Annotated in this window: 12 protein-coding genes; 7 read left to right on the forward strand and 5 right to left on the reverse strand. The window is 36.2% G+C overall.

Features of this window, described 5'->3' with window-relative positions; genetic code table 11:
* Positions 1–62 precede the first annotated feature (62 nt).
* Positions 63–1922 carry a hypothetical protein gene (locus BC008_RS18175; protein WP_058183752.1) on the reverse strand — a complete coding sequence of 620 codons (1860 nt, stop codon included), beginning with the start codon at positions 1920–1922 and terminating at the stop codon, positions 63–65.
* A gap of 118 nt (positions 1923–2040) precedes the next feature.
* On the opposite strand from BC008_RS18175, the gene BC008_RS18180 reads away from it, so the two are divergent.
* Both BC008_RS18180 and BC008_RS18185 read left to right on the forward strand, forming a co-directional pair.
* Positions 2041–5472 (forward strand): alpha-mannosidase, encoded by a 3432-nt coding sequence (locus BC008_RS18180; protein WP_027840952.1) that lies wholly within the window; start codon positions 2041–2043, stop codon positions 5470–5472.
* A gap of 187 nt (positions 5473–5659) precedes the next feature.
* On the forward strand, positions 5660–5995 hold the full coding sequence (locus BC008_RS18185) for a hypothetical protein (RefSeq protein ID WP_027840951.1): 336 nt from the start codon (positions 5660–5662) through the stop codon (positions 5993–5995).
* Positions 5996–6207: 212 nt separating this feature from the next.
* Here BC008_RS18185 and psbN read toward each other — a convergent pair whose 3' ends face one another.
* Positions 6208–6339 carry a photosystem II reaction center protein PsbN gene (psbN, locus tag BC008_RS18190; protein ID WP_058183753.1) on the reverse strand — a complete coding sequence of 44 codons (132 nt, stop codon included), beginning with the start codon at positions 6337–6339 and terminating at the stop codon, positions 6208–6210.
* An 83-nt stretch (positions 6340–6422) separates the two neighbouring features.
* Between psbN and psbH the strand changes: the two genes are divergently transcribed.
* From psbH to gmk, 4 genes are all read left to right on the forward strand, one after another.
* Entirely contained in the window at positions 6423–6626 is a 204-nt protein-coding gene (psbH, locus tag BC008_RS18195) for a photosystem II reaction center phosphoprotein PsbH (protein ID WP_036264498.1), read from the forward strand.
* 371 nt (positions 6627–6997) lie between these two features.
* Positions 6998–7276 carry a TatA/E family twin arginine-targeting protein translocase gene (locus tag BC008_RS18200; protein ID WP_027840950.1) on the forward strand — a complete coding sequence of 93 codons (279 nt, stop codon included), beginning with the start codon at positions 6998–7000 and terminating at the stop codon, positions 7274–7276.
* Positions 7277–7982: 706 nt separating this feature from the next.
* Positions 7983–8252, forward strand: a complete 270-nt coding sequence (remA, locus tag BC008_RS18205; RefSeq protein ID WP_027840949.1) for an extracellular matrix/biofilm regulator RemA — start codon at positions 7983–7985, stop codon at positions 8250–8252.
* Between the two features lie 185 nt (positions 8253–8437).
* Positions 8438–9040 carry a guanylate kinase gene (gene gmk / locus BC008_RS18210; RefSeq protein WP_027840948.1) on the forward strand — a complete coding sequence of 201 codons (603 nt, stop codon included), beginning with the start codon at positions 8438–8440 and terminating at the stop codon, positions 9038–9040.
* A 909-nt stretch (positions 9041–9949) separates the two neighbouring features.
* Here gmk and BC008_RS18215 read toward each other — a convergent pair.
* From BC008_RS18215 to BC008_RS18220, 3 genes are all read right to left on the reverse strand, one after another.
* Complete coding sequence (locus BC008_RS18215) at positions 9950–10447, reverse strand: photosystem I reaction center subunit XI (RefSeq protein WP_027840947.1); 498 nt, start codon at positions 10445–10447, stop codon at positions 9950–9952.
* Positions 10448–10738: 291 nt separating this feature from the next.
* The gene (psaJ, locus tag BC008_RS46560; RefSeq protein ID WP_072207738.1) at positions 10739–10876 is read right to left on the reverse strand and encodes a photosystem I reaction center subunit IX; all 138 of its coding nucleotides are present in this window, start codon (positions 10874–10876) and stop codon (positions 10739–10741) included.
* A gap of 39 nt (positions 10877–10915) precedes the next feature.
* A complete protein-coding gene (locus BC008_RS18220) occupies positions 10916–11410 on the reverse strand; it encodes a photosystem I reaction center subunit III (protein ID WP_027840946.1) in 495 nt (164 codons plus the stop codon).
* Between the two features lie 178 nt (positions 11411–11588).
* On the opposite strand from BC008_RS18220, the gene tsaD reads away from it, so the two are divergent.
* Positions 11589–12641: a tRNA (adenosine(37)-N6)-threonylcarbamoyltransferase complex transferase subunit TsaD gene (tsaD, locus tag BC008_RS18225; protein ID WP_027840945.1), complete on the forward strand. Its 1053-nt coding sequence runs from the start codon at positions 11589–11591 to the stop codon at positions 12639–12641.
* Positions 12642–12832 lie beyond the last annotated feature (191 nt).

A 12832-nucleotide genomic window follows, 5' to 3' on the forward strand; every position in this document is an offset into this window, starting at 1 on the left:
TGGATAAATTTATTTGATTAAGTAATTTGATTCTTTGAGTACAGCTACTGTCAGAGAAATATTTATAATTGGCGTAGAAACATCTGTACTAAACTAACAATTCGGGCAAATATATCTTCCAGTTTGAGCAAAGCCTTGTCTAACCAGTTTAGAAGTCTCTCCAGGGGATGTTTATCATAACCCACTACTTCTCCTTCAGTTTCAAAGTAGTCTGGGTCATCTTCCGTATCCCAATTAGAGCTTGTTTCTGAGGGTTGATGAACTATTTGCCCCGAAGAAATATTGGTATCAAAAGTATTTACGGTGCTTGCAGGCACATTTGTAGAAACACTTGCCAATTTGTCATGGCGATCTATGTTGATATTAGCATTGGCAGATTGCCTATCTTCAACATTTATAAAAGCTGAAGGTGCATCGTTTATCGAAGTAGAGTTTGCTTCTAATTCTGTTCGAGTAAAGTTTTCCTCGATATCTGGCTTGGGCTTTGCAATCCAATATTGTCGCTTAGGAGCCGAATCTTCTTCTCCCCTAAATATATTAGTAATTCTTTGAAAAATATTTTTTGATTCTTGTATTTCTGTTTGTGGCGTCAAGAAAGATGCAACTGAGTCTGGGTTTTGAGCTTGTGGAGACTCGGAAAATATATCGTGTAATTCTAACCAATTTTCACTTTGTTTTGGACAACTGCTTGCTATTTCTTCCTTAGCTGTTGCTTGATTTTTGTTATTTAGATATGTATCACTTAAATTTCTACTATCTAAATCACTTTGATGGATATTTGTACTACTAATTTGAGTGGTATTTACTATTTCATCGGCTTTATCAACTTCCTTGTTTTCAGTATTTCCATTTAAATATTTTGTGTGACCATTTTCTGTGTTTAAATGATTAATCTCAGTATTATCACTTTTACCAAAAAAGTAATTAAAAGCCCCTTGAATTAAGTTCTGAAATGGAAAAGAATTTTTTGTCTCCATTTCTGTAGAAATAGATTCTTGAGATAAAGATTGTTGTACTTGATTGGGTATTTTTTCTTTACCGTTTAAAAACATACCAAACTTAGTTTTCATGGAAAATGCTAGTTGTAAACTATAGGTTCGTAAATTTAACTTGGTGTGAGAGACTTTAAGTAAACTATTATGCTCAACAGGTAAAATATTAGTATCAGTTACAAATTTATTTTTATTGCGAGGTAAAAGTGTTAATTTCGGCTCATTTGTAACTTTTACCCGATTGCGAAACGTTATATTTTTCGGGGTTTTCCTCGAAGATTTATTCGCAAATATGGGGCTACTAGTTAAAGTGAGAAATAAGCTGTACGCCTTGAATAATAGTGGATGTGACTTTTCTTTTTTTAATAAACCTCTAGCTTCATAATAATCATCAAGTTTACTCCTAATTAATTCTTGTAAATTTAGTTTTTGTTGGGAGTCTAAAACATCAAATATTTCATTTTCTTCAGTAACTAAAACTAAATTTTGTGTATTATCACTGGTCTTTGCAGGGTCAGAGAGTTGCGAAGCAATTCCTCTAAATGTCCTTGGACAATTATTATTATTTAATGAGTTAACACATTCCAACCTCCCTTCTATATCTCTTTCCATTTGGAAATTTTCTACTATTTTGTTCACCTCTATTACAGCCGTATCAACTGGAACTATTGTTTGAGGTGAAGGCTTCTTCCCAAATTTCAGTACATGGAAGCGATTTCTTGATTTTTGAGAAGGCAGTTGTTTTCTACCAAACTCAACGCTAGTTTGCCACAGCTTGTTTATAGGGTATAGCATTGCCTCTAAAGACCAGCCGGTGGTAACTTTCAACTGTCGTGTGCGTAGCCCAAAGAAGTCACGAAATAATCGAGACTGTTTGCGAACAAGGGTCAATAATCGACTTTGATAGCGATTATCAGAAGAAGAAGCCATGGTAGTAGGGGTTTTATTTATTGAGAGATTAATTGCCTCTGAGGTTCCCGCTCAGTAGTGATATATTTTCAATTATTTTATTTCTAATTGTTTTGCTTTAACTAATGTCAGGAGAAATATGAACTCTTCTAACTCTTCAGAACAATCAAATAAACTTATTTTTTCAGTAATTGATAAATTACGTTCTTTTTCTCAAATCAATATCCAATCTCAGTGGCATTATCAGACAAGCGAACTCAATGTAAATGATATCAGTACGTGTGATTTTTCCCAGTGTAATGTTGCCCAACTAAATAAAAAAGAACATATTCCTTGGAAAAAGGGAAGAAATGTATTGTGGCTCACACAAAGAGCGATCGTTCCAGAAAATTTATATGGATACGACTTACAAAATTTAAGTTTACGGCTGGCTTTAGTCTGGTGGGCAGATTCAGCGGAAGTTTATGTTAACGGTAAATTAGTTGCTGAGGGCGACCTATTCGATTTTTACCCCAGAGTTTTACTGGCTCAAAGCGTGAACCCAGGAGATGAATTCATTGTAAGTTTAAAGTTAATTAGTCCTGGGCATGATGATGGAGCATTAGTAAAATCTGCTTTAATTTATGAGTCCAATCTAGACGATATTCCCGAACCTGGTTTTGTTGCTGATGAGTTGGCTGTATTACACAGTTATCTAAAAGCCTTTGCACCCCAAGAATTGGATACTTTAGCTATTGTGTTGGGGGAATTTAACTGGGAAACAAACCCCCAAAATTTACATAGTGAGGGAAATCAGATATTTAATGACCGGTTGCTTGCTCTACGCCAGAAATTATGTGAATTGAAGTTTAAGTTAGACCTACCAAAATTGAAAATTTTTCTGTTAGGTCACGCCCATTTGGATATGGCTTGGTTATGGCGGGTGAGTGAAACTTGGAAAGCAGCCAAAAATACTTTTGAGTCTGTTGTGCGACTGCAGGAAGATTTCTCAGAGTTGATTTTCTGTCATTCAACTCCTGCCTTATATGATTGGGTAGAAAAGAATTATCCAAAGTTATTTAATGCGATCGAGCAAAAAATAAAAGTTGGGTGTTGGGAAAATGTTGGTGGAATGTGGGTGGAACCAGAATTAAATTTAATTTCTGGGGAATCAATTGTTCGCCAACTCTTATACGGTCAATATTACGCCCTAGAAAAATTTGGCAAGATTTCTCGAGTGGTCTGGCTACCTGATAGCTTTGGTTTTTGCTGGAGTTTACCCCAGTTTTTAATTAATGCTGGAATAGAATATTTTGTCACCCAAAAATTACGTTGGAATGATACAACCAAATTTGATTATGGGGAGTTTTGGTGGCGATCACCTGATGGTAGTGAAATATTTAGTTTGATGTCAGCGCCTATCGGGGAAGGGATAGACCCGGTCAAAATGGTTGACTATGGGGTGGAATGGCAAAATCAAACTGGTTTATTAAACTCCCTGTGGCTTCCTGGGGTAGGAGATCATGGTGGTGGTCCTACTCGTGACATGTTAGAAATAGCTCGTCGCTGGCAAAAATCACCTTTATTTCCTGAGTTGGAGTTCACAACTGCAGAAAAATATTTACAATCTTGTAGAAACAGAATTACTAAAGAAACAAACCCCACAGAAATTACACCTCAAGATTTAGAATCTGGAGAGGTAGAATTTCCTGCTGATCCAAAAAAGTATCCCGTTTGGGATGATGAACTTTACTTAGAATTTCATCGTGGCTGCTATACTACTCACGCCGATCAAAAGCGCTGGAATCGGATATGTGAAAATCTTTTATATCAAGCAGAATTATTTGCTTCTTTGTTAACCATTAGCAATGGGACAAAATATCCCAAAGCTGAATTGGAAGTAGCTTGGAAAAAGCTTTTATTTAATCAGTTTCACGACATCCTTCCTGGTTCTTCTATTACTGAAGTTTATGAAGATGCTTTACCAGAATGGCAAGAAATCCAAAAGATTGCTGATGGTGTATTACAAAAATCTTTGCAAGGCTTAGCTGCACAAATTGATTTTCCCGAACCACCATATCCCGAAAGTTTACCTTTAGTAGTATTTAATTCTCTAAATTGGCAACGCTCAGAAGTCGTTAGTATTCCTGTAGATACCACAAAAATTGGCAAGGGATGGCAAGTTTATGATGTTTTTGGGAACAAAGTTATTTCCCAATTAGGTAATGATTCGAATTTACTATTCCTCGCAAATGATATTCCTTCCATTGGCTATCGGGTATTTTGGCTTAGTTGTGCGAACATAGAAGCTACAGAAAGCTTAGAGAAAGAGATTTTTCAAGAAAAAGTTAATTCTGATGAAGAGCAGCAAAAATCTGATTTAGCAAGATTTACCTTAGAAAATGAATTTTTGCGGGCGATTGTTAATGAAGATAATGGTAATTTATCGAGTGTTTTCGATAAAACTAATAACCGGGAAGTTCTTGGTTTAGAAGGTGGAAATCAATTACAAGCATTTCAAGATAGTGGTCAATACTGGGATGCTTGGAATATTGACCCCGATTATGCCAAACATCAGCTACCACCAATGGAACTTGAATCTATTCAATGGATAGAAAGGGGAACTCTTCAAAGTCGCCTGCGTGTAGTAAGACGGTTTGGTAAATCTGAGTTTCAGCAGGATTATATTCTACAAGCAGCTTGTCCCATGCTGAAAATTTTTAGCAAAGTAGTTTGGCTAGAACGTCAAGTAATGGTTAAAGCAGCTTTTACCCTAAATTTAGAAACTTCAGAAGCTACTTACGAAATTCCCTGTGCGACAATTATTCGTCCCACAAAACCACAAACTATTCAAGAAAAAGCTAAATGGGAAGTTCCTGCTTTACGCTGGGCAGACTTAACAGCAAAATTGGAAGCAACAGGCGGTAACTCCGATTTTCTCACTCAAAATCCCTCAGTGGAAGAGCAAAATTATTATGGTGTCAGTTTGATTAATGATTGTAAATACGGTTATGATGCCCAACCAAATCAGTTACGCTTAACTTTGTTAAGAAGTCCTAATTGGCCAAATCCAGAGGCAGATAAAGGCTTGCACGAATTTACCTATGCTGTTTATCCCCATCAAGGGAAGTGGAGTACAGCACAAACAGTAAAACGTGGTTATGAATTAAATATTCCTTTACAAGTTTTACAATTAGGTACAGAATTTCTTAGCAATTTGAAAGCAGGCGAATATTCTTGTAGCGCTTCAATGCCAAGCATAGGTAATTTCTTAAATCTGTCTGCAGATAATTTAATTTTGATGGCATTCAAGCAAACTGAAGAAGATCCCGAACAATGGATTTTACGTTGTTATGAATGCCATGGAGAAACTGCTAATTTCTCTTTACAAAGTAGTTTGGGTTTAAAGTTGAGAGATAAAGTAGATTTACTCGAACGCTCAATTTGGACTTCTCAAGCTAAAATATCTCAATCCAAAACCTCTCAAACTCAAAAATATCAAACTCAAAAATATCAATCCCTATCCGAACAACAAAATGTGACAATCGAACCTTGGAAAATTGTCAGTTTTAAATTATCTCTCGAACAATAAATTTTGGCAGTACAATTCAAAATACGTATCTAGAAATATGTCAATCAAATAAAATAATATTTCCAAGTTTAGGTAAAAAACTTAGGTAATCATAACTATTTTTACCCAAAATCCCTAAATACGGATATATTACTTGGGAGGCTAAAAATGGTTTCTAATATTTTCAATCAAACAATTATTAAATTTTATGGATACAGAAAAACAAATACCAGAATCACAAAAAGTTAGCGCTCGGGATTTCTGGACGATTAAAGAAGGTAATTGGTATTTGGTTACTGTTCGCTCTAAAAAGCGAGAAATATTTTTGAAATATCTTGATAATGAAATAAAAAATAATAAGTTAGAAGATTTAATCTTAGCAGTGGAAACTCCTGAGAATGACATCTATGAAGACATTGTATTGCTTAATTTAAGTAACTTTCAAGCTGCATCTCTACAACTGAAAAAAATTCAATACTTTCAAAGAATTGAACGTCAACCACTCAAGCTAGAACAAATTAATAAAATGTTGGCTCTTGAGTAATTTTGACCCAAATAATTAATAGTAAGACTACCGGTCGTCTTCACTGACGATAGATGAAAAACAAATTTATGTAGCTCCGCGTTGTTCAGTTACGAGAATTATCCAAAATATCTTCTGTGGAGAATAGGAACTGAAAAACACAAAAATCAACAAAAATTAACATTTGTATATATTTTGAGTTCCTCATTCCTAATCTTTATTTATCGTTTTTTTTAATCTTCGTGATCTTCAAAGGGGTCTGCAAGTTGCTTGCTAGGAGGGCCAAAAGCAGTGTAGATAGATAGTGCAGTCATTACTATAACTACAGCACCAACAGAAATACTAAGAACTATTGCGGGTTCCATAACGGGTATATATTATGAGTGGTATTCTTATAGAATATTACAGAAGATTAAAAAAACTTTATTCTCTATCCGGATAGTTAACTATGACACAAAGAACACGGCTAGGAGATGTTCTCAGACCTTTAAACTCTGAATACGGTAAAGTTGCTCCTGGTTGGGGTACAACACCTTTAATGGCAGTATTTATGGGATTGTTTTTTGTATTTCTGCTAATTCTTCTGCAACTTTACAACAAATCAATCATTATTCAGGGTATATCTGTTGACTGGAGTAGTTACGGAATTTAGTATTTCTGATGAACAGTTTTGACAAAAATTAGCTATTTTACCCGGCAAGCAAGCTGGGTTTTTTTGTGTAATTACTTTTATCGTTTTGTTATACCCCGAAAGCCTGTAACACCGCCCCATATAAGCTATTAATAGCCCAAAATCATCCCAGTATCTTAGTGCCAGCTAACAGAAGTGTTGAGCAAAAATTTTGAGAGTTTAACCCTAATTGCAAAAACTAAATAACAATTTGAGAAATTGATGCTGGATAATCCCTGCCAAAGAATGTTAACTCGGTTTGCTTGGTTGAAAATGATATTAGCTACTTAGCATAAAATTACCATGGACTCTTACCCAGTTTTGCAAACTCACTCATTCGCAAGGAGAAAAATATGAATATTTTTGGTATTGGCTTGCCAGAGATGGCTGTAATCATGGTTGTAGCCCTATTGGTATTTGGCCCCAAAAAGTTGCCTGAAATAGGGCGTTCTTTGGGAAAAGCATTAAAAGGTTTTCAGGAAGCCTCCCAAGATTTTCAGGAAGAATTCAAAAAAGAAGCTTCAGAGTTAGAAGAATCTCTCAAGACTACTGCACAATTAGAATCTAAAAAACTTGAAGCAGCAAAATCAGAACGTGAAACTGTTGAATCTACTCCAAAAAGTGAAGCTTAGTCCATCAAGCCGTTTGGTTAAAATGTAACCTTAACGTGTATATTTTGGGCGAGCTTGTCGCCCAATATTTAAAATTAGAATATAGTACTTAACTTTAGATATTTTGGCCCCGGAGATGACGAATAGAACATAAAAGTTCAGCTACCATTTAATATCAATCTCCAAACCTCTTAAATCATGATGGCTGAAAACACAAATCTCATCAGATATATTTTGTAGATAAATAAATAATTGATATACATAACAGTAGTAACCATAAATATTGTTTGGCTATGAAGTTTTTTTTGTTAAAAAAAATTACCAAAATACCTTCATAACATTAATTAATATAATTTGCTGTGACTGTTATTTTATTTCTGTACCCGTAGAAAATATTCTTTACAAGACTGTAGCTAAATATCTAGAATACACCTAATATTTTACGCAAATACTAGGATAAAAAAGCACTCTAATCTATGTCCATATAATCTTGAATTGCTGAATAAGTGGTGTTCTGGAGATACACTACAAGAAGTAATTATTGTTACAATATTTGCGATCGCAAATATTTGCAGCCTAACGAGCAAAAAAATAGCAAAAATCGGCACATTTTCTTAGAAAACAAAATCTACCCCGAACAAAAGCGTTGTAAGTGTATATTTTTGGGGATAACATGGAGAATAGCTCATTAATCGCTTCTCACAACACGTTTGGCTTCAGTTTTTTTATGGACATTCAGTTAATCAACATCGGTTTTGGTAACATCGTCTCTGCCAACCGAGTAGTTGCCATTGTCAGTCCAGAGTCAGCCCCGATTAAACGGATTATTACCGATGCCAGAGATCGAGGTCAACTGATTGATGCTACTTATGGTCGCCGTACTAGGGCTGTTATTATTACTGACTCAAGCCATGTAATACTTTCTGCAATCCAACCAGAAACAGTAGCAAACCGCTTCGTGATTTCTCGCGATCATCATCAAAATGTCGATAACTGAGGAAATATGGGTTACAAACCTTATTTCCATTTATGCTGTACCAGTGGCGCAATGTGAATTAAAATGGTCTTCTGTTTAACAGGCTACTAATTTTTATTGGTCAATGGTGATATTGCCAACGCACAAACACCAAGTAACTAATGAATAATATCTAATGTCTATTGATTGATTCATAAGTTGAGCGGATGATGCAAGTTTTATCAATCAAGAGTGGTGCAACTACCAAAGAACAATGTCTATCCTCCGGCAAATTAATGATTTTGACCGGTCCAAGTGGGGTAGGAAAAGGTACTTTAATGCGAACCCTACTCCAGCGTCATCCAGAACTTTATTATTCTGTCTCTGCGACGACTCGCGCTCCTCGTTCTGGGGAGAGTGATGGCATAAACTATTACTTTGTTAGCCGGACTAGGTTCGAACAACTAGTTGCTAATGGAGAATTCCTGGAGTGGGCTGAATTTGCGGGTAATTACTACGGTACTCCCCGCCAACCCGTGCTTGAGAAAGTTAATTCTGGCAAAACAGTTTTACTGGAAATAGAGTTAGATGGAGCGCGACAAGTGCGTACTTCCTTTCCTCAGGCTATAAGTATTTTTATTTTGCCACCTTCTTTGGGAGAGCTAGAAAAACGTATAAGATCCCGCAATCAGGATTCTGAAGATGCGATCGCTCGTCGTTTAATATTAGCTCAGGACGAAATTAAGGCTGCAGATGAGTTTGATATCCAAATTGTCAATGACGATTTTGAAACTGCTCTTTGCTCCCTAGAAAAAGCAATATTTGGATAACTTTAATTTGCTTAACTGTGAGTTTTTAGCTATTTAAGTAGTTTTGATTAGCAATAGAAGAGTTTAAAGTTGTAATAATTTAAAGCTCTAAGCTCTTACTATCAGGTTAAACTCCTTAAAGGCATCTTATTTTTTAGCTACCGGGTATAAATCTTGGAGAACTTAGATTTGAACATATAGGTAAAATTTGCTTTGCCTATTTGTTTTTATCTTAAACATTTTGAAAATATTGTGAATATTCCCATTAATTTTCTCCTTTGGTTCTAAATAGAATCTTTGTTCAAAAATAATAATCTATCTCAATAATCGGTTTCAAATTATTTCGGACACGATCTCATAGGTTTGATTGTTAAATACTGATGACTAATAACGAGTTCAAAACTCATAGTTGTCTCAAAATCGGTTGCGAACCACTGAGGATGTAATTATCAAACCTGTTACATCACATTTTTTAAGCAATCAAAAATAATTACAAGTTAGTATTGAAAAATTGACAGTTTTTACTGAATTTACATCAAAATTTTCGCTAGATTTTATCTAGCGATATTTTTTTATATATGTGTATGACAAACAAGTATTTTTTTACGCAAACCCCCCTAAAGCAGGAGGGTTTGAGAAAATTAAAAGTCTCGAAAGCTCTGTTATGATGTCCAAGTTTTTGAGAACTTTTTGCTTTAACTTTCAGTAAAGAAAGCCCATCACTTATCCAGTTTTAACTTTCTTAGGACTTACGCAACGATAGCTGTCCATAGGACATAGATTTGTCATTGCGAGCGAAACGCAGCGTAGCTGTTAGCAAAGCCTGACATTAGTCATACGTAATGACGCAATTACGTTAATTTTGCGTAAGTCCTGTTTCTCTAGATAGCTTATAAAACTTATTTAGTTAGCCAAGTAAATTTTTATTTTCTAGCCAACCAAGCCTTGTAAAAATGCGAGATTACTGGTCAAGAAGTAAGCTGTGACAGCACCACCAATGCCACCCACTAAAAAGGCACTAGCGAAATTATTCCAGCCTTCCTTGGAGGTAAAAGCATCTGGAAGAGTAGGCACAGTAACACTTGCCAGTGCTTTGGAAGGATTACTGTTTGCATACAAAGATAAACAAGCAGTAAGAATCACTACTAGCCCAACAGCTCCAAGCAAACCAGCCAAATTACCATTATTAGCATTACGAAGGGGACCTAGCTTCGCAAATGGTCCAAACAGTAAGTAACCGTGAGCCATACCGACTTCTAGACCACGCCGAAAGGGTGTTAGCCCAGGACGATAAGCAGGTAGGTTATTGATGTACCACTTGACAATGGGGGAACTATTTACTGGAGTTTCCAGATTGCCCTGTTGTGGATCGCGTCCAGCAGCAGTAACAACCTCTTGATTTCGAGGATCGCTTGCAGCTTGTGCCATATTTTGTGTTCGCCTCTAATTTAAGATTTTGGCATTATTTTATATTAATAATAATTCTATATAAGTGAACTTTTGCTAGGCAACTTTAGAAAAATTAATTAATTGTTCTCGTTATTACGAAACTCGCGAGCTGTTGCCAGCATCACGAGTTTTAATAATCATTTTGAGTACTAGCTTTGAAAAGACTTTTAGCCTATCAAACTAGAAAAAATTACCAATTTAATTGAGGTTAAATAACTAACACAATTATGGACATTAGTCACCTTTAATTGTGCTAAATATTATCATCGTTTATGGTAGAGGATGAAAAAGTAAGTCAGGAAAGAAACGATTGAATTCAATTAAAATTCCTGCAGTAATAAATAACCAAATTGTAGTTATTACCGGCGCAGTACATAAGAATTTAACGAAGTTACTCTGCGTATCCATTATTTATCTCCCTTCATAAGTACAATGATTTCCACTCGCTTAACGAGGTGAAATTGGAATTTCCGAATCTTTAGCTGTTAATTCTCCGGAAAGTAGTTCTTTAGCAGCAGCAGCAGGCCAAGCAAAGCCAGATGCCATCAATGGAAGCGCTAGAGAAACATCGATTTGGATTTCTTTTTGTTCGGAATTAGATTCTTTACGAACAGCAATCAAGTAGGCACGACCTACCCAGCCAATCCAACCAGCTATGTAAAGGAATAACAAGCTGGGAATTAGAAAATCACCAGCACGCTCGAGACGACCATCCACAATTAGGTGAGGTAGGCCTTCAGGACCACATAGTGCTTGAGAATAACGCTCAAATCTCTTTTTGCCTGAATTAGGGTCGCCTGTAGTGTTACGAGCAGAGGCTGCTCTTTGCTGAAAAGCAGGAGATTCACTACAGGGTACAAGGTCAGCTCCTAATGCCAAACTGGATGGCACATAACTAAACCACAGAAAAATTGCAAAAATCAGAGCAAACAATCGTTGCATAGATTATGTTTCCTTTTATTACGAAACCAAAAGTTTTTGTACAAAACGAAGCGGCTTGCACAATTTTATTTTTACTTAACTAGCAAGTCATCATACTCTTGATAAGCAAACTGAGTAAAGTTGAAGTAAATAAAATTTAAAGCTTTGCAAACAAATTTTAACTAGGTGTTACTTAAAAATGACTAATATTCTAGCCATAGAAACAAGTTGTGATGAAACTGCTGTTGCAATTGTTAACAACCGTCAAGTTTATAGTAATGTAGTCGCTTCTCAGATCCCCATACATAAATTGTATGGTGGAGTTGTACCGGAAGTCGCTTCACGTCAGCATTTAGAAAATATTAACTTAGTCGTTACTCAAGCTTTGGAACAAGCTCAACTGGGTTGGGACCGAATTGATGCCATTGCAACAACGTGCGCTCCGGGATTAGTTGGAGCACTGTTGGTTGGTCAAACAGCCGCGAAAACTTTAGCAATGATTCACAATAAATCGTTTTTAGGGATCCATCACCTCGAAGGTCATATTTACGCTACTTATTTGGGCGATCCGACCTTGGAGCCACCCTTTCTAAGTTTATTAGTTTCTGGAGGACATACTAGTTTAATTTATGTTAAGGACTGTGGTGTCTATGAAACTTTGGGACAAACTCGTGATGATGCAGCAGGAGAAGCTTTTGATAAGGTTGCTCGTCTTTTACAATTGGGATATCCTGGTGGTCCAGTAATTGACAGCTTGGCGAAACAGGGTAATCCCCGGGCTTTTAAGTTACCGGAGGGAAAAGTTTCGTTACCAGAAGGTGGCTATCATCCCTATGATGCTAGTTTTAGCGGGTTGAAAACAGCAGTTTTGCGATTAGTGCAAAAGTTAGAGAATGAAAGTAGTGATGAGCTGCCATTATCAGATATTGCTGCGAGCTTCCAAGAAACTGTAGCGAAAGGTTTAACAAAAAGGGCTATTAAATGTGCCTTAGATTATGGTCTTACGAAAATAGCTGTTGGCGGTGGCGTTGCGGCTAATAGTGCTTTACGACATCACTTATCCGAAGCTTCAGCATCCCAAGATATTCAAGTTATATTTCCTCCATTGAAATTTTGTACGGACAATGCTGCGATGATTGCTTGTGCTGCTGCCGATCATTTTAAAAGGGGGCATACTTCTGCTCTAAATTTGAAAGTGCGATCGCGCATGCATTTAAGCCAAGTTATGGAATTATATGATTCAAAAATATAAGCCAGACAGTATTACAAGTATTTTTACTCAAAGGCTGCTTAGGGAAATATAAAAGCTATTTGAGCGGAGGTTAAATTAAGTATTAAATCTTTGAAGTGCTTTTGTTATATAGCAACCGCCAGGTTAGCTAGGACGCTAAAGTCAAGACATGCTCCATGGCTTCTCGCAGTGTTCCAAAATTCTCGAGTTGT

This window comes from Mastigocoleus testarum BC008 (assembly GCF_001456025.1).
In the GTDB taxonomy this organism is placed as follows: domain Bacteria; phylum Cyanobacteriota; class Cyanobacteriia; order Cyanobacteriales; family Nostocaceae; genus Mastigocoleus; species Mastigocoleus testarum.

What these genes read in the sequence shown, in the direction of transcription:
- BC008_RS18175 (WP_058183752.1), bottom strand. Translation starts at nt 1,922, where the DNA reads ATGGCTTCTTCTTCTGATAATCGCTATCAAAGTCGATTATTGACCCTT.
- BC008_RS18180 (WP_027840952.1), top strand. Translation starts at nt 2,041, where the DNA reads ATGAACTCTTCTAACTCTTCAGAACAATCAAATAAACTTATTTTTTCA.
- BC008_RS18185 (WP_027840951.1), top strand. Translation starts at nt 5,660, where the DNA reads ATGGATACAGAAAAACAAATACCAGAATCACAAAAAGTTAGCGCTCGG.
- psbN (WP_058183753.1), bottom strand. Translation starts at nt 6,339, where the DNA reads ATGGAACCCGCAATAGTTCTTAGTATTTCTGTTGGTGCTGTAGTTATA.
- psbH (WP_036264498.1), top strand. Translation starts at nt 6,423, where the DNA reads ATGACACAAAGAACACGGCTAGGAGATGTTCTCAGACCTTTAAACTCT.
- BC008_RS18200 (WP_027840950.1), top strand. Translation starts at nt 6,998, where the DNA reads ATGAATATTTTTGGTATTGGCTTGCCAGAGATGGCTGTAATCATGGTT.
- remA (WP_027840949.1), top strand. Translation starts at nt 7,983, where the DNA reads ATGGACATTCAGTTAATCAACATCGGTTTTGGTAACATCGTCTCTGCC.
- gmk (WP_027840948.1), top strand. Translation starts at nt 8,438, where the DNA reads ATGATGCAAGTTTTATCAATCAAGAGTGGTGCAACTACCAAAGAACAA.
- BC008_RS18215 (WP_027840947.1), bottom strand. Translation starts at nt 10,447, where the DNA reads ATGGCACAAGCTGCAAGCGATCCTCGAAATCAAGAGGTTGTTACTGCT.
- psaJ (WP_072207738.1), bottom strand. Translation starts at nt 10,876, where the DNA reads ATGGATACGCAGAGTAACTTCGTTAAATTCTTATGTACTGCGCCGGTA.
- BC008_RS18220 (WP_027840946.1), bottom strand. Translation starts at nt 11,410, where the DNA reads ATGCAACGATTGTTTGCTCTGATTTTTGCAATTTTTCTGTGGTTTAGT.
- tsaD (WP_027840945.1), top strand. Translation starts at nt 11,589, where the DNA reads ATGACTAATATTCTAGCCATAGAAACAAGTTGTGATGAAACTGCTGTT.